Here is an 18,740-nt window from a genome sequence, read left to right as displayed (position 1 = left end):
TGCGCTGACCTGCGGAAACGCGGCCCAGGTCATTCCGCGTATATTCCGGGAACAGTGCCGCGCGGCTGCGTTCGGTGGCATCTGGCTGCATCCAGCCGAACCGGTGCGAAAGACGTTCTCGCAGGTCAGAGGCTAGATGGCCTGGTTGTAGAGGCGCGCCCGGCAGGATTCGAACCCGCGACCGTCGGATTAGAAGATCCCTCGATCGCCTGCCGTCCCGTCACGCACGTCGCCGCGCTGTGCCGCTATGCACCGTTCCGTCTGCCCGGCGGCACCGTTGAGTGATGTCTTGTGCCGCTCAGGCCCGACCTGTTCCGCGACATACGAGCAAACAACGAGCGAACACGGCCCCCGTGCGCGCAACTTATACAGCTGGCGTTCGAGCTGGTCGATGCCGCACTTTACGGTATGGCGGTCGCGGTAGTCGCCGGGATCGGCGGCCACGTTGTCCCTGCGAAAATTTGTCTTGACTGGGCGCGAGTGAGGGAGGCGGTCTTGCGGCTTTTCTGCATCGTCGCTGTCGCTACCCCCGGGCCCATGTCCGGGCCCGTGCGCATCAGTCGAAGGTGGTGGAGATTTCGTGCCAGCCGCCGGGGACGAAGGTGGTGGCTTCGTCCGGCCCCCAGGTTCCTTTGGCGTAGGGGAGGGGCTGGGTGGGGAGGTCGAGGACGGGCTGGATGATGCGCCAGGATTCTTCGGCCAGGTCGAAGCGGACGAAGCGGCGGGGGTCGCCGGTCATCGCGTCGGTAAGGATGCGCTGGTAGGCCGCTTCCATCGGGCCCAGGACCTTGGTGAAGTCCACGCTGAGCGGGACTTGTCGGGTGCTGTCGCGTCCGGGGACCTTGGCGAGCAGGTCGAATGTGACGCCCGCATCGGGCTGGATGCGGAAGCGGATCAGATTGGGCTCTGGGGTGCCGTCGAAGAAGCTGATGGGCGGGGTGCGGAGTTGGGCGACCACTTCCAGGTCGGTGGTGCCCAGTGCTTTACCGGAGCGGATGTAGAACGGGACGTCGGCCCAGCGCCAGTTGTTGATGCGCAGGCACAGCGCAGCGTAGGTCTCGGTGGTCGAACCGTCACGGACGCCTTCGGTGGCGAGGTAGCCGTCGTACTGGCCGCGGACGACATCGCCGGGTGCAACGGCCTCGACGGCGCGCAGCACCCGCCATTTCTCGTCGATGAAGGCGCGTGAGTCGGTCGACGGCGGCGTGTCCATGGCCAGGAGCGCGAGGATCTGCAGAAGGTGGTTCTGGACGACATCGCGGATCGTGCCGTTGGCGTCGTAGAACGAGCCACGGTCGGCGACGTCGAAGTCCTCGGCCATCGTGATCTGCACGTTGTCGACGTAGTGACGGTTCCAGATCGGTTCCAGGAGCATGTTCTCGAACCGGAACATCAGCAGGTCCTCGATCGGCTCCTTGCCGAGGAAGTGGTCGACGCGCCTGAGATGGTCCTCGTCGAAGAACTTCAGCAACTCGGCGTTCAACGCCCGCGCCGACTCCAGGTCGTTGCCGAACGGTTTTTCGACGACCATCCGGGCGTTCCTGTTCAGGTCGACCTTGGCCAGGCCCTCGGCGACCGTCGCGAACAGCGAAGGAGGAACCGCAAGATAGTGGGTGAGAAATCCCGCGTCGCCGACCTCGCTGCGGATCGCATCGAAGGTGGCGCCGTCGGTGTAGTCGCCGGCGACGAGCCGGAGGTTCCCGGCGAACTTCTCGAACGCCGCGTCGTCCACCTTGTCGTGCTTGGCCTCGCAGGCCTCACGGGCCCGACTTCGCAGGCCGGCCAGGTCGAGGTCGGTCTTGGCGACCCCCACGATCGGCTGGTCCAGCACCCCGTCCGCCGTCAGCTGGTACAACGCCGGCAGCAGCATCTTGTACGCCAGATTCCCGGTGATCCCGAACAGCACCATCGCGTCGGCCCGCTCCATCGCCGCCCCCTCTCCTCGGCTCACAGCTTGGCGCCTCGGCCATCCGGAGAACAAGCGTCCCACGGGTCGCATAGCGCTCGGTCAGAACGCGTCGCCTCGTCTCCATCGATCCCGGGTTCGCTTGTCGTTCCGGCCGTGCGACCTCACCCTGACCGTGCTCACCGAGGCGGACGGTCTGGTAGATGGTCTCGTGGCAGACATGCCACTCGGGCCGGGCAGGGTAGGCGATGCGCAGTCAGGCCGCTATCCGCTGCGGGTGAGGTGCCGCGGGTTCGGTGAAGTCCGTGATGTGTCCGTGGCCTCCTGGGTTGAGTCTTCTAAGTTCGGTGGTCGCTCTCTTCGTCGGTTGTGTAGATGGTGGGCATGGTCTTTACCAGGGGTTCTGGTCGGGTGTATCGACGATGTGGCTGTGTGGATCCGCAGTCGGGGAAGGCGTTGGGCGCGCGGTGTCCGAAGCTGCGGGCTGGTGGTCGGCATGGGAGCTGGTATGTCCGGCTGGAGTTGCCGGTCGGTGTGGATGGGCGGCGGCGGGTCCGCCGTGGTGGCTTCGCCACGCGGAAGGCGGCCGAGGAGGCGCTGGCACAACTCGGCAGCCCGCGTGGGGCGGGTGGCGGTCTGCTCACGGTGGGGGAGTGGCTGACGCAGTGGCTGGCCACTCGTGCCAGGGCTGCGTCCACGATCAAGAACTACTCGTGCCATGTCAGCCGTTACCTGGTCCCGTACTTGGGGCAGATCGTATTGGCCGAGTTGTCGGTGGCCCATCTGCAGGCGATGTTCGCGGGCATCGCCCGCCGGCACGATGCGCGGGGTGCGCCGTTGTCGGCGGCGACGTTGAACCGGATCCGGGCGACGTTGCGCACGGCGTTGAACGCCGCGATCCGGCAGGGGCTGATCAGCGACAATCCGGCGTCTCGGGTGGAGTTGCCGGTGGCGCGGCGTCCACGGGCGGTGGTGTGGACTGCGGCGCGGGTGGAGCATTGGCAGCGGACGGGGGAGCGGCCGCCGGTCGCGGTGTGGACCGCGGCGCAGACCGCCGAGTTCTTGCACGCGATCCGGGAGCACCGGTTGTATGCGGCGTTCCACCTGATCGCGTTGCGGGGTCTGCGGCGCGGAGAGGCCGCTGGGCTGCGGTGGTGCGATTTGGACCTGGACCAGCGGGTCGCGGTGATCTCCCAGCAGATCCAGCAGCACCAGGGCTACTTGACCGCGTGCCCGCCCAAGACCGCCACTAGCGCCCGCGTCATCGCGCTGGACCGCACCACCGTCGCGGCTCTACGCGCTCACCGTGAACAGCAACAAGGCGAGCAGCGGCAGGCCGGAGTGGACTATCGCGACAGCGGCTACGTGTTCACCGCACCCAACGGCGACCCGCTGGCCCCGGTGCGGCTGACCCGGCTGTTCCATCGGTTGGTCGCCGAGCACGGGTTGCCGCCGATCCGGTTGCACGACCTTCGCCACGGTGCGGCGACGTTGGCGTTGGCGGCGGGGGTGGAGTTGAAGGTGGTGCAGGACATGCTGGGTCATTCCAGCATTGTGCTGACTGCCGACACCTACACCTCGGTGCTGCCCGAGGTCGCTCATCGTGCGGCGGAGAGGACCGCCAAGCACGTGTTGAGGGCGGGGCGGCTGGTGCCCGGTACCAGCCGGGTGCGCCGACGCGACACCGGCCGCCGGAAACGCCGGCGAGGCAAAGCCCGCGCGGCCCCGACAAGGGCGTCGTTGGCGCATCCCGCACGTCAACTCGGCCGGCCGCAACAATGCTGAACGCCGACACCGGAGCGGGTTCGGCGGATTAGCCGATCGTTCAGCGAGTGTGAGCCTCGGGCTCCCCGTCCTTGTTCTTCGATTTGAAGGGCTAACTGGAAACCATACGCATCGGTCACGGTGATGGGCCGCTGCGCGATGAGTTCTGCCCGGCGAGGCGCAAAACCGCTGTTGGTGCCAACGGGCGGGGCGCGGTCCGGTGTGGGGGAAGTGTCCGGGACCCAGGACGGCCTCAGTTCGGCCCCAGGCGTCTGGGCTGGCTCGTTCGGTGCATGGTGTTTGGGCTGGTGAGGGGTGGCGCGCCCGGCAGGATTCGAACCCGCGACCGTCGGATTAGAAGTCCGATGCTCTGTCCAGCTGAGCTACGGGCGCCCGGCGCCCGGCGGGACGCCGGGACACAGTGTAAGGCTGCGCGTCGTCTGGCTCCACATCTATAACGCCGTCACCACGTGGGGTGGGGGTTCTATCTTTGGGTGCTGTGGCGGTGGACTTTGAGGTGCCGCTCTCCGGCGGGGACGTTTCGGAGGGTGTGGTGCGGGTGGGGGAGACGGTGCGGCGGCCGTTGCGGGCGCACAGTCCGGCGGTTCATGGGCTGTTGCGGCATCTGGAGGCGGTGGGGTTCGACGGGGCGCCGCGGGTGCTGGGCATTGATGAGCGGGGGCGGGAGGTGCTCAGCTGGGTGCCGGGGGAGGTGCCGCATCGGCCGCTGGCGGCGCATGTGGTTTCGGAGGACGCGCTTCGAGGTGTCGGGCGGTTGCTGCGCCGGTATCACGAGGCGGTGGCGTCGTACGAGGCGCCGGTGGGGGCGCCCTGGGACGGTGAGACGTCCAATCTGGACGGGGAGCCGGAGGTCATCGGGCATTGTGATGTGACGCCGGAGAACGTCGTCTTCCGGGGTGGAACACCGGTCGCTTTGATCGATTTCGATCTGGCGCGGCCCACCACGCGGTTGTTCGATGTCGTCACCGCGTTGCGGCATTGGGGGCCGATCGAGGATCCGGCCGATCGGGATGCAGTGCTGTACGGGGCGGACGTGGGGCGGAGGCTGCGGGTTTTCTGTGATGCGTACGGGCTGGACCGGGAGCAGCGGAGGGAAGTGCTGCCGGCGGCTCTGGTGAGGTTCGAGCGGTCTTATCGGGCGATGCGTGATCGGGCCGCGGGTGGCGGGGGATGGGCGCGCATCTGGCAGGGCGGTGCCGGGCCTCGGATACGGCGGGCACAGGATTGGTTGGAGCGGCATTGGGATGAGCTTGATTCGCGTCTCTGGTGAAGGACTCGTTCTCGGTGTGGCGTTGGACGCGCTTTTCGGGGATCCGAAGAGGTGGCATCCCGTGGCCGGGTTCGGAAATGTGGCGTCGGCTGCGGAGCGTCGGCTTTACAAGGACTCTCGGTGGCGTGGGGTTGTTTACACCGGGGTTCTTGTGGGTGGAGCCGGTGCGGTCGGTGTCGTGCTTGAACGGGTGAGCCGGCGGCCTGTGGTGCATGGTCTTGTTACCGCGGGGGTCACCTGGGCTGTGCTTGGGGGGACTTCTTTGGGGCGTGAGGGGCTCCTTATGGCGCGGGTGCTGGAGCGCGGGGATGTGGAGGCGGCGAGAGGGCGGCTTTCTCATTTGTGCGCTCGGGATCCCAAGGGTTTGGACGCTTCCGCGCTGAGCCGGGCGGTGGTGGAGTCGGTGGCCGAGAACACGTCGGACGCCTCGATCGCTCCGCTGGTGTGGGGGGCCGTGGCGGGAGTTCCGGGGCTGCTCATGTATCGGGCAGTGAACACGCTGGATGCGATGGTCGGGTATCGGAATCCGAGGTATGAGCGCTTCGGGTGGGCGAGCGCGAGGCTTGACGATGCCGCCAACTGGGTTCCCGCGAGGGTGACCGGAGGGTTGGTCGCGCTCTGTTCGGGGCGTGCCGCCTGGCGGGTGCTGATCAGGGACGGGAAGAATCATCCGAGTCCCAACGCCGGACGGTGCGAGGCCGCGTTCGCCGGGGCGCTCGGGGTGCGGCTCGGCGGTGTCAACGCCTATGGCGGACGGGTCGAGCGGCGGCCCGAGATGGGGGACGGCAGGTCGCCCGAGGTCAGAGACATCAGGCGGGCGGTGAAGCTTTCGGCCGTGGTGACGTTCGCGGCGGCAGCGGTGATCTGGAGTGTCAGGTGAGCGGGCTCCTGGTGGCGGGGACCACCTCTGACGCGGGAAAGAGCGTCGTCACGGCGGGGTTGTGCCGGTGGCTGGCGCGGCAGGGGGTGAAGGTCGCGCCGTTCAAGGCCCAGAACATGTCGCTGAATTCGATGGTGACGAGCGATGGGGCGGAGATCGGGCGGGCCCAGTACATGCAGGCGCAGGCCGCGGGCGTCGAGCCGACGGCGCACATGAATCCGGTGCTGCTCAAGCCGGGTAGCGACCGCCGGAGTCAGGTCGTCGTTCTGGGACGGCCCGTGGCGGAGGTCGACGCGCTGCAATATGGGGACCACAAGGAATGGCTCAAGGCCGTTGTTCTGGACAGCCTCGACGAACTGCGGGGCGAGTACGACGTCGTGGTCTGCGAAGGGGCCGGGAGCCCCGCCGAGATCAACCTGCGCGCCGGCGACATCGTGAACATGGGGCTGGCGCGGGCCGCGAATCTGCCGGTCGTCGTGGTCGGCGACATCGACCGGGGCGGTGTGTTCGCGTCGCTGTTCGGCACGGTCGCGTTGATGGAGCCGGAAGACCAGGCTCTCGTCGCGGGATTCGTCATCAACAAGTTCCGGGGCGCTCCGGAACTGCTGGCGCCCGGGTTGGAGCAGCTCAAGATGCTCACGGGGCGGCCCACGCTCGGGGTGCTGCCCTGGAGACTCGGGCTGTATCTCGACTCCGAGGACACTCTGGCACTGGACGCGCCGAGGCCCGACGCGAAGGGACCGTTCGGGAAGGAGACGCTGCGCATCGCCGTCGTCAGGTTCCCGCGCATCTCCAATTTCACGGACTTGGACGCTTTGGCCTGCGAGCCCGGCGTCATCGTCCGGTATGCGGCGAGCGCCGGTGATCTGGCAGAGGCCGATCTCGTCGTCCTTCCGGGGACGCGGGCCACGGTCAGTGATCTGGAGTGGCTTCGCGACCGGGGAATGGCCGAGGAGATCCGGAAAAGGGCCAAGGAGGGGCGGCCCGTGCTCGGCATCTGCGGCGGTTACCAGATGCTCGCCGAAGAGATCGTGGACGACGTCGAGTCCAAGAAGGGGCGGACGGAAGGCCTCGCCCTTCTCCCCGCGCACGTCGAATTCGGGAAAGAGAAGACCCTCGGACGGCCTGTGGGGAGCGCGTACGGCGAGGACGTCCACGCATATGAGATTCATCACGGCATCGTGGCCACGCAGGGCGAGCCCTTTCTCGACGGCTGCCGGAAAGGCGCCGTCTGGGGGACGACCTGGCACGGCGCCATGGAGAACGACGGGTTCCGGAGGGCGTTCCTCAGCGACGTCGCCCAGCACGCGGGACGAGACTTCACCCCCGCCCCGGACGTGTCGTTCGCGGCGCTGAGGGAGGCGACCCTGGACGTCCTCGGCGACCTCGTCGAGGAGCACATGGACACCGCCGCCGTGTGGCGGATCATCGAGCGCGGGGCGCCCGGCGGCCTTCCCGTCGTCCCGCCCGGCGGCGCCCCGGAACCGCCCGCCGCGGCGGTAGGGTGATCCACTCGAAGGCACAGGCCGCACCGGGCACAGCACCGCACCAGGCGAAGCACGGCACCAGGCACTAGGAGGAACGTCCCGTGACCGACCCGCGGTCAAGTCTGATCGTCCCGCTGATGAAGGCGCGGGTGCCGGCCGAGGTCCAGCTGGAGTTCCCGCTGCCCGCGGACGAGGACCCGATCCGCGACCCGTTCGCCGCCGACCTCTACGTCACCTACGCGCTGGAGATCGCCGACGAGGGCGCCCCGTCCGGCCGCCGCTACGAGCACGTGGCCCGCAGGCACTGCGCCGAGTTCGGCGTGGCGCCGGGCGAGCTGCGCCGCCGCGCCGTGATCAACCTGCGCGACCTGCGCCCGGAGCTGAGCCTCAGCTGGTACCCGGACGTGCGCGCCGTGACGGTGACGCTGGGCGGCGCCGCGGGCCGCGGCAGCCTGGAGTCCGGCCTGCTGCTGGACGAGGGGTTCCTGGAGAAGCTGGCCCAGGACGTGGACGGCGACCTCGTCGTGGCGGTGCCCGCGCGGGACGTCTTCGTCGCCTCGGGGACCGGCCACCCGGACGGTGTCGACAAGCTCCGCTGGGCCGTCGCGCAGGTCTGGGCCGAGGACCGCGGGGAGGACGGCGCCGCCGACCCGGCCTGGGACGTTCCCGCCGGCAGCCTCCTCACGCATGACCTGCTGGTGCGCCGCGCCGGCGGCTGGGACGTCCTCCCGGCGTGAGACCCGTCATGACAGCCGCCTGAACTCGGGCCACAGCTTCGCCCACGGTCCGCGCTGCCCCCGGCAGACCCAGATGGGCTTGCCCTGTTCCTGGTTGTCGAGCCCGACGCCGTTGTCGATCCGGCCGACCGGACGGACGTCCGTCCAGAACCGCCGCAATTGCGCGCCCTCGGCGACATCATCCGGCCCCACCACGATCGTCGGCCCGCCGGTGTCGGCCGGACGCCCGAAATACCAGTACCCGTTGTGCCCGCTGTACGCGTGCGGTAGCCCGAAGCGGGGCCCGTACTTGTCGAGCGCCCCCGCCTCGCCGTAGTTGGAGACGACGATCGTCGCGGCGGCCCGCTCGTCAGGGGGCAGCGCGGCATGGACGCGCGCGACCTGCGCGGCGAACCGGGGCCAGCCGACGGTCTCGGCCGAGTCCGCGTTGATCGCGGGCTGCGGCGTGTCGGCCAGCCGTTCCACCGGGTAGACGGGCAGCGTCAGCAGCACGGTCGTGATCCCGGTGAGCGCGTACACCGGGAGGGACGCCGCCCAGCCCCAGCCCCGCGGCGCGCCGTTCCGCTCGATCTCGACGGCGCCCGCCGCCCAGAGCGCCGCCCACAGCCCGCTCAGGTAGTACGGCTTCCCGGCGGTGATGAGGAACACGACGTTCAGCAGCAGGTACGCGTGCCCGAGGAAGCGGAAGGGCCGCAGCTCGTCCGACCGGTACGTCCGCCACAGCCCGTAGATCCACAGCCAGGACATGAGCCCGCCGGTCAGCAGGATCTGGAACGGGACGAACCCGGGCCGCCCGCCGAAGTCGCCCTTGCCGGCGATCGCGTCCGCCATGTCGATCTGCGGCCAATCGTGGCCGGCCTGCCAGGCCAGCCCCGGGACGACCGCCGCGATCACGATCAGCACCGCGGCGGCGAGCATCGGGCGCCGCAGGAACTCGCGCGGTCCCGACAGCAGCATTCCTGCGAGCAGTGCCAGCAGCAGGAACGCGGCCAGGTACTTCACGTTCAGCACCAGCGCCGTCACGACGCCGACGGCGAGCAGCAGCCGGGAGTCGCGCGTGCGCACCCACCTGACCACGAGCCACACGATCGTGGTCGACAGGAGCAGGTCGAGCGTCGCGGTGTAGAAGCCGTGGCCGACCGCGACCGCGAACGGGCAGACGGCGTAGGCCCCTGCCGTGAGCAGCTGAGCGCGGCGTCCGCCGCCCATGTCGCGCGCCGTGAGGGCGGCGGCCACCACGCCGGCGGCGGCGAACAGCGCGGCGGGCACGCGCAGCGCGACGAGCGAGTCGCCGAACACCGCCGTCACCGCCCGGCCCATCAGCGGCATCAGCGGCGGCTGATCGGGATATCCCCAGGCGGGGTGGCGCCCGGCCACCCGGAAGTACAGCTCGTCGCGGTGGTAGCCGTACCGGGCGCTGACCGCCAGCAGCACGACGCCGAGGGCAGCGGCCAGCAGCAGCACCGGCCTCCAGGCGGGCGCCGGCGCGTCGCCGGAATCGATGATCTCGGCGGGACCGGACGCCGCGGGGGCAGGTGCCGACATGATCCGAACCTAAGCCGACCCTGTGCGGCAAGTCACGATCTCCGGCCCGACCGGCCTCGGACACCTGCCCAGGGCTGCGGACCGGGCGGAAAATCGGTGGGCGGACCGGCGCGGCACGCGTACCGTGCGGTCCATGGTGTCGACGCATCAACTGCTGGCCTTCTCCGCGATGGCGCTCGCCATCATCGTGATCCCCGGTCCCACGGTGCTCTTCGTGGTCGGCCGCGCCCTCGCCCACGGCCGCCGGACGGCGCTGACGAGCGTGGTCGGCAACGAGATCGGCGCCCTGCTGCTGACCCTGGCCGTCGCGTTCGGCGTCGGGTCGATCGTGGAACGGTCCGTGGTCGTGTTCACGGCGCTGAAGCTGGCGGGCGCGGTCTACCTGCTCTACCTCGGCGTCCAGGCGTTCCGGCACCGGCGTTCGCTGCAGGAGGCGATCGGCGAGACCGGCTCGGAGGCGGGGAGCCGCGGCCGTGATCTCTGGCAGGGCTTCGTGGTGGGCGTCACCAACCCGAAGACGACCGTGTTCTTCGCCGCCGTGCTGCCGCAGTTCGTCGTCCGCGAGAACGGGCACGTCGCCCTGCAGATGATGGTCTTCGGGCTGATCTTCACGTTCATCGCGCTGCTGTGCGACAGCGTGTGGGGCCTCGCCGCCGGGACGGCCCGCGCCTGGTTCGCGCGGTCGCCGCGCCGCCTCGCCGCGATCGGCGGCACCGGCGGCCTGATGATGATCGGCCTCGGCGTCGCCGTCGCCGCGACGGGCCGCAAGGACTGAACCCTCAGATCGAGCAGATCGAGAAGTCGTCGAAGGCCGCCTCCGGCGATCCCTTGGCGTTCCCGGGGCGGACGACGACCAGACCGCTCCAGCTCCGGGCGTCGTCCTGCGCGGCGGCGGCGGAGGACGCGACCGGCTTGCCGTTCACCCACATGGCGAGGTCGATGTTGTCGCCGCCGCGCTCGACGCACGCGGCCTGCAACCGGTTCTCGCCGTCGCGGAGCCCGGGGACGGTGCCGGTCGTCACCGTCTTCGGCTCGGCGGCGCCCAGCTTGGCGATGCGCGCCCGCCCGTCCGGGGCGAGGAGGAAGGCGTAGCCGCCGCGGCCCCGGCAGAAGACCCCCGCTTCGCCGCCGGCGCCCGGTGAGACCTTGACCTCGATGAGCTGGGAGCCTGGGATCTCTTCGGCCGGCGCGTCGGCCATCGTCTGCGTCGTCGTGGGGAGGACGCGCAGCACGTACTTCTTGTCGCGGTAGGCCGCGTCCCCGGTGGGCGTGGCGGCCTTCGTCCAACCGGAGTCCTCGTCGCTGAACTTGTCGTCGAAGACCTCGTCCTTGACGTCGGGCGGCCCGCCGCTGAGATCCGCGGCCGCCGTGGTCTCGGGGTCGTCGGGAGTGCGGTCGCCGCCGGGCAGGTTGACGGCTCCGATCACGGTGGAGACGCCGACGACCGCGCCCACGGCGACGATGAGCAGTCCATGGTTCCGGTACGAGCGCCGCGCCTTCGCAGGAACCGCCGCAGACGCCGGACTCACCATGTCGACCGGACGCGTCGTCTCGCCCGCGGGCCGCGTCGGCGGCACGGAATCAACGCCCGCCGCGGGCGCAGGCTCCGGCTCCGGTTCGGGCGCGGGCGTGGGGAGGACGACCGTGGGCGGTGTCGCGGGCGGCTCGTCCTCGCCGGTCAGCTCCCGGATCAGCTGCTTCACCGCCGGACGCTCCAGCGGATCCTTTGCCAGCGACCGCGTCACGAGGTCGCGGACGGCGGGGTCGAGACCGTCCAGGTCGGGCTCGCCGCCCGTGACCCGGTTGATCGTCTCCGGGAGGGTCCCGCCGCCGAACGGGGCGCGTCCCGTGCCCGCGTAGGCGACGACGCAGCCCCACGAGAACACGTCCGCGGCCGGGGTGATCTCCTCGCCGCGCATCAGCTCCGGCGCGATGTAGGCGGGGGTGCCGACGAACTGGCCGCTCTTGGTCGGGCCGTCCGCGGTGTCCAGCGCGCGGGCGATGCCGAAGTCGATCACGCGCGGCCCGGTCGGGGACAGCAGCACGTTGGACGGCTTGAGGTCGCGGTGCACGATCCCGGCGCCGTGGATCGCGCCCAGCGCCGTCGCGATGTTGACCGCGAGGGCCTCCAGGTCGCCGCCGCGCAGCGGCCCGTTCTCCTTGACGGCCTCGTCCAGCGCCGGACCGGTGACGTACTCGGTGACCACGTACAGGGGGTCGCCGTCCAGCCGGGCGTCCAGCACCGCGGCGGTGCAGAACCGCCGGACCTGCCGCGCCGCCGTCACCTCGCGCCGGAACCGCTCGTGGAACGCCTCGTCGTCGGCGAGTTCCGGATTGATGACCTTGACCGCGACCTGCTCTCCCGCCTCGTCCTCGCCGAGGTAGACGGTGCCCATGCCGCCGCGGCCGAGCCGGGCGGTGAGGCGGTACGGGCCGAGCAGGCGCGGGTCACGGTCACGAAGGGGCGCCTGCATGACTCGACTCACTCCCGGGGGGCGGAGGGCTCTTTTTGTGGTTCAGTCTGTCCTACGGTCAGTCTCTTTGACGTTCGTGCAAAGGGCATCAGTTCGGCGCATTGCGGGAGGAAATATGGACGTGACGGCGGACGTGCTCGGCCCCGGATACGAGGCGATCGAGCTGCCGATGGGCCGGGACGCCGAGGGCGAGGTCGTGGCGACGCTCGTGCGGAGGCGCGGCACCGATCCGTCCCGCCGCGCCGTCCTGTACGTCCACGGGTTCGTCGACTACTTCTTCCAGAAGCATCTCGCGGACTTCTACGTCGACCAGGGCTTCGACTTCTACGCCCTGGACCTGCGCAAGTACGGGCGCTCACTGCGTCCGCACCAGACCCCGAACTACGTCGAGAGCCTGTCCGACTACTTCCCCGAGATCGACGAGGCCGTCCGGATCGTCCGGGACGTGGACGGCCACGACACCCTGCTGCTGAACGGCCACTCCACCGGTGGCCTGGTCGCCGCGCTGTGGGCCGACAAGGTCAAGGGCCAAGGCCTCGTGGACGGCCTGTTCCTCAACAGCCCGTTCGTGGACCTCGCCGAGCCGCTGGTGCTGCGCAAGGTCGGCGCCGGTCTGGCGCGGGCGCTGCGCCCCCGCTTCCCGAAGGCGAAGCTGCCGGCGGGCGTGTCCGACCGGTATCCGCGCAGCATCCACCGCGACCACGAGGGCGAATGGGACTTCGACCTCGGGTGGAAGCCGATTCTCGGGTTCCCGGTGCGGGCGGCGTGGCTGGCGGCCGTGCGCCGCGGCCAGCTGCGCCTGCAGCGCGGCCTGGACGTCGACGTTCCGGTGCTGGTCATGGCGTCGACCCGCAGCGTGCGCCCGACCCGCAGGGTGCTGGACGTGACGGGCGCCGACGCCGTCCTGGACGTCGAGCACATGGCGCGGTGGGCGCCCCGGATCGGGCGGCACGTCACGCTCGTCCGGATCGACGGCGGCCTGCACGACCTGGTGCTGTCGGCCGAGCCCGTCCGCGCGCAGGTCTTCGCGGAGCTGACCCGCTGGACGAACGGCTACCTGCCCGCTAGCTGAGGATCTTCGACAGGTCGAAGTCGTCGAAGTCGACGACGGTCTGCTGCGCGGGGTTGCCGCCCCGTTCGACCTCCAGGCCGGCCTTGCCGTTGCCGAGCGGCTGGTCGTCGTCGGTGGCGTCGATCACCCGCGAGCCGTTCACCCAGAGCCGGAGCCGGACCTGCTTGCCGTCCTCGCCGCTCTCGCAGGCGATCTGCAGCTTGTTCGGCCCGTCTCCGGAGAATCCGGGGACGGAATCCGGGTTGGCCAGCTCCTTGGTGCCCCGGTCCTTGGTGATCTTGCGGACGGTCGCCCCCTTGCCGTCGTGGCGGACCAGGAACATATACTCGTTGTCGCCGTTCTCGGTCGAGCGGCAGGTCAGACCGTACTTGCCGTCGGCGGGGCTCTGCCCGACGCTGGCCGTGACCGTGGCCAGCATCGGGTCGGGGGCGAACTCGTCCTTCGGCACGTCCCGCCCCACCGAGCTGGTGGAGTCGTCGGTCTGGATCCGGTATCTGCCGTTCTGGTAGTCGTACTGGTTCGGGAAGGATCCCCAGCCGGATTCGGTGTTGGAGAAGTCGTCGCTGAACGTCGTCGCCAGCTTGCCGGGCGGGCCGCCGGGGCGCAGGACGAGGAACGCGACGACGGCGAGCACGGCCAGCGCCGCGACCGCCGCGCCCGCGATGATCAGCGGGCGGCGCGGGATCCCCGGCCCGGCCGCGGGGCGCGGGTCCTGGCGGGTCGTCTCGCCGGCGAACCGGGCGGTCTGCTGGAACGCGGCCTGACCGGCCCGTGCCTGCGCGGCCGGGTCGTTCGGGGTGCCGTGCCAGCTCGCCTGGACGGTCTGGGCGAGCGTCGCCGGGTCGGTCGTCCCGTTGCCGACGAGCCGCCCGAGCAGGTCCTGGACGGTCGGCCGGTTCCGCGGGTCCTTGTCGAGGGCGGCGGCGACCACGTCCCGCAGGCCGGGGTCGAGCCCCTCCAGCCTCGGCTGGTCGTGCGCGACGCGGTAGAAGATCTCCGGGACGGTGTTGCCCGCGAACGGGGCGCTGCCCGTCCCGGCGTAGGCGACGACGCAGCCCCACGAGAACACGTCGGACGCGGGGGTGACCTGCTCGCCGCGCAGCAGTTCGGGCGGCAGGTAGTTCGGGGTCCCGACGAACTGGCCGGTGCGGGTGGGGCCGTCGGCGGCGTCGAGGGCGCGGGCGATGCCGAAGTCGATGACGCGGGGCCCGGTGGACGACAGCAGGACGTTGGCGGGCTTGAGGTCGCGGTGCACGATCCCGGCGCCGTGGATGGCGGCGAGCGCGGTGGCGACCCCGACCGCGAGCCCCTCCAGGTCGGAGCCGGGCAGCGGGCCGCGCTCGGCGACGGCGCTCTCCAGGCTCGGGCCCTCGATGTACTCGGTGACGACGTACAGCGGGTCCCGGTCGAGCTCGGCGTCCATCACGGGCGCGGTGCAGAACCGGCGGACCTGCCGCGCGGCCGTCACCTCGCGGCGGAACCGGTCCCGGAACGCGGCCTCCCCGGCCAGCTCCCGGTTGATCACCTTCACGGCGACCCGGCGCCCGGCGCCGTCCTCGCCGAGATAGACCGTCCCCATGCCGCCCCGGCCGAGGCGTCCGGTCAGCCGGTAGGGCCCGAGTTCCACGGGGTCCTCGGGGCGCAGGGCGTCGCCGTTCTCTCCTGCGTGCGTGGTCATCATGATCCTGAAGGTGGGAATCGGGGAGTCTTCGCGGTAGAACCCTAGCGGGCCTCGTCCTTTGAATGGCGGTGGGTGGGGGGCTGGAGGACGGTCGTCACTGCGTTCGGCGGGCGCGCGGGAGAGTGCGGAACGGCGGGAGTTTCTCGCCGGTGAGCCCGAAGGCGTACGCCACGACCCGGCTGGACCATCGCTGGCACCCGACGACCAGCCCGTACAGGGCGCGCGGGTACCGCCCGGTGAACGGGATCACGAGCCAGCTGAGCAGCATCACGATCACCAGTGCCGCGTACATGGCCAGCATGACGGCCAGGTGCGGGATCACCAGCAGGCCCCTGAGCAGGGTGAACCAGCGTCGCGGGCCGTGCCAGGCGTCCGGGAACGGCAGGTCGACCATGACCGTCGGCTCGGCCGGGGCGGGCGGGGCCGGCGCCGGCGCGGCCGCCTCGGGGGCGGGCCGCGGCTCCGGAACCTCGGCATGCGGCGCCCGCCCGGCGGCCGGGGCGGGCCCGGGCGCCGGTTCCGGGGCCGGCCCCTGCCAGGACGCCGAGATCGTCTCCGCGGCGTGTTCCAGGTCGGCCTTCTCCTGCCCGACGAGCCGGGTGAGGAGCTGCCGCGCGGTCGGCCGGTCGCGCGGGTCCTTGCCGAGCGCGGCGGCGACGATGTCGCGCAGCCGCGGGTCGAGGCCGGCGAGGTCGGGCTCGTCGCGCTCGATGCGGCGGAACGTCTCCGCGACCGTCGTGCCGTGGAAGGGGGGACGTCCGGTCCCGGCGTAGGCGACGACGCAGCCCCATGCGAACACGTCCGACGCCTGCTCGACGGGCTCGCCCCGCAGCACCTCGGGCGCGATGTAGGCGGGCGTCCCGACGAACTGGCCGGTGCGGGTGGGGCCGTCCGGGGCGTCGAGGGCGCGGGCGATGCCGAAGTCGATGACGCGAGGTCCGGTGGACGACAGCAGGACGTTGGCGGGCTTGAGGTCGCGGTGCACGATCCCGGCGCCGTGGATGGCGGCGAGCGCGGTGGCGACCCCGACCGCGACGCCCTCCAGGTCGGAGCCGGGCAGCGCCCCCTTGGCGCGGACGGCCTTCTCCAGGCTCGGCCCGTCGATGTACTCGGTGACGATGTACGGCGGGTCCTGGTCGAGCTCGGCGTCGATCACGGGCGCGGTGCAGAACCGGTGGACGCGCCGCGCGGCGGTCACCTCGCGGCGGAACCGGGTGAGGAACGCCGGCTCCCCGGCCAGCTCCCGGTTGACGACCTTCACCGCGACGCGCCGCCCGTCCGGCTCGGCGCCAAGGTAGACGGTGCCCATGCCGCCGCGGCCGAGCCGCCCGAGCAGGCGGTAGGGGCCGAGGACGCGCGGTTCGTCCTGCTCCAGGGGTACGGCGGCGGTGGTCGTCATGGGGGGCGGGCTCCTCGGAAGATCGTCTCTCCGCCCCCAGCCTAGGGGAGCAGGCGGGTCCGCCGCGGGTAGACGATCTCCACACCCCGACAACGTCTGTGAAGAGGGACCGGCGGGACGGTCAGGGGATCAGCAGGAGCTTGCCGGTGCTCCGGCGCGCCTCCAGATCGGCGTGCGCGGTCCCGGCGTCGGCGAGGTCGTAGCGGTGCCCGACATGGACCTTCACTTCTCCCGTCTTCACCCAGCCGTAGACGTCGGCGGCGCGCTCCAGCAGCTCCTCGCGCTTCTCGATGAAATGGACGAGGGACGGCCGCGTCAGGTACACCGAGCCGGCCGCGTTGAGGCGCTGCGGGTCGAACGGCGGCACCGCGCCGCCGGCCGCCCCGTACAGGGCCAGGGTGCCGCGCCGGCGGAGGCTCGCGAGGCTCCCGTCGAAGGTGGGCGCTCCGACACCGTCGTAGACGACGGCGACGCCCTCGCCGCCGGTCAGCTCCCGGACCCGGTCGGTGAAGCCCTCATAGCCCATCGTGACGTCCGCGCCGGCGTCCTTCGCGAGCTTCTCCTTCTCCGGGGTGGACGCCGTCGCGAGGACCCTGCCGCCGAGCGCCTTGACCGCCTGCGTGAGCAGCAGGCCCATCCCGCCCGCCGCAGCGTGCACGAGGACGGTGTCGCCCTCCTGGACCGGGTAGGTCGACCGGGTCAGATAGTGCGCGGTCATGCCCTGCAGCAAGGAGGCCGCCGCGTCGTCGAGCCCGACCCCGTCCGGGACCGGGACGACCTTGTCCGCCGGGACGACGGCCTTCTCCGCGTAGCCGCCCTGCACGTTGGCCCAGGCCACGCGGTCGCCCGCGGAGAACTCCCGGACGCCGTCGCCCACCGCCGCGACCGTCCCCGCCGCCTCGACGCCCGGCGTGTACGGAAGCTCCTGCGGATAGCGGCCCGTCCGGTAGTACACGTCGATGAAGTTGACCCCGGCCGCCGCGACGTCGATCAGCACCTCGCCCGGCCCCGGCTCCGGTTCCGGACGCTCGGCCGGCTCCAGCACCTCGGGTCCGCCGCTGCGGGTGATGACGATCGCGCGCATGTGAGTTCTCCTGACGGTCGGTCGACGCGGACGATCCGGAAAACCGGGCGTAGCCGCGGGCTATTCCACCGGGGGGACGATCAGACCCAGTCGCGCATCGTCCGGGCGACGAGCGCCACGGCCTCCTCCACCCGGGCGGCGACCGTGCCGGCGTCCCAGATGTCGCGGCGGGCGCAGTCCTCGAACGCGACCTTGACCGCCGCCAGGTAGAACGAGACGACGATCCGCGGGCGCAGGTCCTGCTCCATGTCGACGCCCTCGCGGCGCGCGATCTCGACGGCGAGCGCCTCCGCCGACGCCGAGTACCGGGCCATCTGCGCCGCCATCAGCGCCGGCGTCGCCTCGATCACCTGCCGGACGCGGCGGAACCGGACGCCGTGGGCCGGGTCGCTCTCGGCGATCGTCCGCAGCAGCACGCGCAGCGACTCGAACAGCGCGGTGAAGGGAGGCTCGTCCGGAGGGCGGGCCGCCAGGGCCTCCACCAGCACCTGGTCGTGCTCGGTGAGGAAGTTCGTGACGACGTCCTCCTTGGTGCCGAAGTAGCGGAAGAACGTCCGCTGCGACACCTCCACCGCAGCCACGATCTCGTCGATCGTCGTGGCCTCGTATCCCTTGGCGAGGAACAGGTCGAGGGCCGCGTCGATGAGCGCGAGCCGGGTCCGCTGCTTCTTGCGCTCGCGGAGCCCGGTCAGGGCGGGGCCCTGCTCGTGGGCACGCTCGTGGGCACGGTCGTGTGTGTGGCCTGACGGGTCGCCGGCGGGGACGGCGCTCATCGGCTCGCTCCTTCTGTCTGCCTGACGGGGGCTGTGCCCGTCTCACAGAGGCTTTTATCACGGACGGGGCTCCTACATGCACGGTACGTTCCGGCGGCCGGAAGACCGTCCGCCGCGATTGGCGCATCCGCGCTCGCCGCGCCGCGCCTCCGTCGCGGACCATTCCCCCGGCGGGGCGTGAAACAGCCGTCCCACTCTCCGGATTCCCCCTGCGCAGCCGCGGGTTTCGGGCCATGCTGAGGAGCGGTCACCAATCGTCGCCGGATACTCGCCCAAGGTCATCGCGGCGGCTCGGACCTGCTGAGGCGGCTGATGTGTCTGTAGTGGGTGGGCGGGACATCGCCGAGGTGCGGCGGCGTCACCTCGCGGCGCTCGCGTACGAGGTCGAGTCCCGCGGCCTCGCCTGGAGGTTCGCCGGTCCCGAGGAGTCCCTGCTCGCCGTCTACGGCGTGCGGACCGGGCGCCATGTCATGGTCGTCGCCACCCCGTCCGGCGACGGCTGGTTCTACCTGTGGCCCGGCGGCGGCATGGCCGACGTCACCCGGCTCTCCGAGGTGGCCGACCGGCTCGCGGCGCTCCTCGGCTGACCCCGCCTTGCTCCCCGGCCGGAGGGTTCCCTAGACTCGGACGCGAACGTTTGTTCGAAC

At 71.1% G+C, this 18,740-nt stretch carries 15 protein-coding genes and 1 tRNA gene; 8 read left to right on the top strand and 8 right to left on the bottom strand.

The genetic code is table 11. The annotated features are described in order from the left end of the window. Positions 1–556: 556 nt before the first annotated feature. The gene (zwf, locus tag ACQPZP_RS33165; RefSeq protein ID WP_433473631.1) at positions 557–1,951 is read right to left on the bottom strand and encodes a glucose-6-phosphate dehydrogenase; all 1,395 of its coding nucleotides are present in this window, start codon (positions 1,949–1,951) and stop codon (positions 557–559) included. A gap of 387 nt (positions 1,952–2,338) precedes the next feature. Here zwf and ACQPZP_RS33160 point away from each other — a divergent pair, with 387 nt between their 5' ends. Further along, entirely contained in the window at positions 2,339–3,691 is a 1,353-nt protein-coding gene (locus ACQPZP_RS33160) for a tyrosine-type recombinase/integrase (RefSeq protein ID WP_433473630.1), read from the top strand. A gap of 295 nt (positions 3,692–3,986) precedes the next feature. On the opposite strand, the gene ACQPZP_RS33155 is transcribed toward ACQPZP_RS33160, so the two are convergent. Beyond that, positions 3,987–4,063, bottom strand: a tRNA-Arg gene (locus tag ACQPZP_RS33155). A gap of 106 nt (positions 4,064–4,169) precedes the next feature. Here ACQPZP_RS33155 and ACQPZP_RS33150 point away from each other — a divergent pair. The 4 genes from ACQPZP_RS33150 to ACQPZP_RS33135 all read left to right on the top strand — a co-directional run bounded on the left by ACQPZP_RS33150 (position 4,170) and on the right by ACQPZP_RS33135 (position 8,065). Continuing rightward, positions 4,170–4,961, top strand: coding sequence for a phosphotransferase enzyme family protein (locus tag ACQPZP_RS33150; RefSeq protein WP_433473629.1), 792 nt, complete (start codon positions 4,170–4,172; stop codon positions 4,959–4,961). Next, positions 4,936–5,841: a cobalamin biosynthesis protein gene (locus tag ACQPZP_RS33145; protein ID WP_433473628.1), complete on the top strand. Its 906-nt coding sequence runs from the start codon at positions 4,936–4,938 to the stop codon at positions 5,839–5,841. The genes ACQPZP_RS33150 and ACQPZP_RS33145 overlap by 26 nt, the downstream gene beginning before the upstream one ends. Further along, entirely contained in the window at positions 5,838–7,349 is a 1,512-nt protein-coding gene (locus tag ACQPZP_RS33140) for a cobyric acid synthase (protein WP_433473627.1), read from the top strand. The genes ACQPZP_RS33145 and ACQPZP_RS33140 overlap by 4 nt, the downstream gene beginning before the upstream one ends. Positions 7,350–7,429: 80 nt before the next feature. Continuing rightward, positions 7,430–8,065, top strand: coding sequence for a DUF1444 family protein (locus tag ACQPZP_RS33135; RefSeq protein WP_433463314.1), 636 nt, complete (start codon positions 7,430–7,432; stop codon positions 8,063–8,065). A gap of 6 nt (positions 8,066–8,071) precedes the next feature. Here the strand turns inward: ACQPZP_RS33135 and ACQPZP_RS33130 are convergent, their stop codons facing one another. Next, positions 8,072–9,610, bottom strand: a complete 1,539-nt coding sequence (locus ACQPZP_RS33130; RefSeq protein ID WP_433473626.1) for an ArnT family glycosyltransferase — start codon at positions 9,608–9,610, stop codon at positions 8,072–8,074. A gap of 133 nt (positions 9,611–9,743) precedes the next feature. Between ACQPZP_RS33130 and ACQPZP_RS33125 the strand changes: the two genes are divergently transcribed. Beyond that, positions 9,744–10,385, top strand: a complete 642-nt coding sequence (locus ACQPZP_RS33125; RefSeq protein ID WP_433473625.1) for a LysE family translocator — start codon at positions 9,744–9,746, stop codon at positions 10,383–10,385. Between the two features lie 4 nt (positions 10,386–10,389). Here ACQPZP_RS33125 and ACQPZP_RS33120 read toward each other — a convergent pair whose 3' ends face one another. Continuing rightward, complete coding sequence (locus tag ACQPZP_RS33120) at positions 10,390–12,084, bottom strand: serine/threonine-protein kinase (RefSeq protein WP_433473624.1); 1,695 nt, start codon at positions 12,082–12,084, stop codon at positions 10,390–10,392. A gap of 115 nt (positions 12,085–12,199) precedes the next feature. Between ACQPZP_RS33120 and ACQPZP_RS33115 the strand changes: the two genes are divergently transcribed. Then, positions 12,200–13,156 carry an alpha/beta hydrolase gene (locus ACQPZP_RS33115; protein ID WP_433473623.1) on the top strand — a complete coding sequence of 319 codons (957 nt, stop codon included), beginning with the start codon at positions 12,200–12,202 and terminating at the stop codon, positions 13,154–13,156. Here ACQPZP_RS33115 and ACQPZP_RS33110 read toward each other — a convergent pair. The 4 genes from ACQPZP_RS33110 to ACQPZP_RS33095 form a co-directional block, all read right to left on the bottom strand. Beyond that, positions 13,149–14,837 (bottom strand): serine/threonine-protein kinase, encoded by a 1,689-nt coding sequence (locus ACQPZP_RS33110; RefSeq protein ID WP_433473622.1) that lies wholly within the window; start codon positions 14,835–14,837, stop codon positions 13,149–13,151. The genes ACQPZP_RS33115 and ACQPZP_RS33110 overlap by 8 nt on opposite strands. A gap of 94 nt (positions 14,838–14,931) precedes the next feature. Continuing rightward, on the bottom strand, positions 14,932–16,236 hold the full coding sequence (locus ACQPZP_RS33105) for a DUF4389 domain-containing protein (RefSeq protein WP_433473621.1): 1,305 nt from the start codon (positions 16,234–16,236) through the stop codon (positions 14,932–14,934). A 121-nt stretch (positions 16,237–16,357) separates the two neighbouring features. Continuing rightward, a complete protein-coding gene (locus tag ACQPZP_RS33100; RefSeq protein WP_433473620.1) occupies positions 16,358–17,320 on the bottom strand; it encodes a quinone oxidoreductase family protein in 963 nt (320 codons plus the stop codon). Between the two features lie 80 nt (positions 17,321–17,400). Next, positions 17,401–18,093, bottom strand: a complete 693-nt coding sequence (locus ACQPZP_RS33095; protein WP_433473619.1) for a TetR family transcriptional regulator — start codon at positions 18,091–18,093, stop codon at positions 17,401–17,403. Between the two features lie 314 nt (positions 18,094–18,407). On the opposite strand from ACQPZP_RS33095, the gene ACQPZP_RS33090 reads away from it, so the two are divergent. Beyond that, the gene (locus ACQPZP_RS33090) at positions 18,408–18,680 is read left to right on the top strand and encodes a hypothetical protein (RefSeq protein ID WP_433473618.1); all 273 of its coding nucleotides are present in this window, start codon (positions 18,408–18,410) and stop codon (positions 18,678–18,680) included. Positions 18,681–18,740 lie beyond the last annotated feature (60 nt).

This window comes from Spirillospora sp. CA-142024, from assembly GCF_050942325.1.
Classification (GTDB): domain Bacteria; phylum Actinomycetota; class Actinomycetes; order Streptosporangiales; family Streptosporangiaceae; genus Spirillospora.
Note: the sequence above shows the minus strand (reverse complement) of the source record. Positions and strands in the feature narration are given on the sequence as shown.

What these genes read in the sequence shown, in the direction of transcription:
- ACQPZP_RS33145 (WP_433473628.1), top strand. Translation starts at nt 4,936, where the DNA reads ATGAGCTTGATTCGCGTCTCTGGTGAAGGACTCGTTCTCGGTGTGGCG.
- ACQPZP_RS33130 (WP_433473626.1), bottom strand. Translation starts at nt 9,610, where the DNA reads ATGTCGGCACCTGCCCCCGCGGCGTCCGGTCCCGCCGAGATCATCGAT.
- ACQPZP_RS33125 (WP_433473625.1), top strand. Translation starts at nt 9,744, where the DNA reads ATGGTGTCGACGCATCAACTGCTGGCCTTCTCCGCGATGGCGCTCGCC.
- ACQPZP_RS33120 (WP_433473624.1), bottom strand. Translation starts at nt 12,084, where the DNA reads ATGCAGGCGCCCCTTCGTGACCGTGACCCGCGCCTGCTCGGCCCGTAC.
- ACQPZP_RS33115 (WP_433473623.1), top strand. Translation starts at nt 12,200, where the DNA reads ATGGACGTGACGGCGGACGTGCTCGGCCCCGGATACGAGGCGATCGAG.
- ACQPZP_RS33110 (WP_433473622.1), bottom strand. Translation starts at nt 14,837, where the DNA reads ATGATGACCACGCACGCAGGAGAGAACGGCGACGCCCTGCGCCCCGAG.
- ACQPZP_RS33105 (WP_433473621.1), bottom strand. Translation starts at nt 16,236, where the DNA reads ATGACGACCACCGCCGCCGTACCCCTGGAGCAGGACGAACCGCGCGTC.
- ACQPZP_RS33100 (WP_433473620.1), bottom strand. Translation starts at nt 17,320, where the DNA reads ATGCGCGCGATCGTCATCACCCGCAGCGGCGGACCCGAGGTGCTGGAG.
- ACQPZP_RS33095 (WP_433473619.1), bottom strand. Translation starts at nt 18,093, where the DNA reads ATGAGCGCCGTCCCCGCCGGCGACCCGTCAGGCCACACACACGACCGT.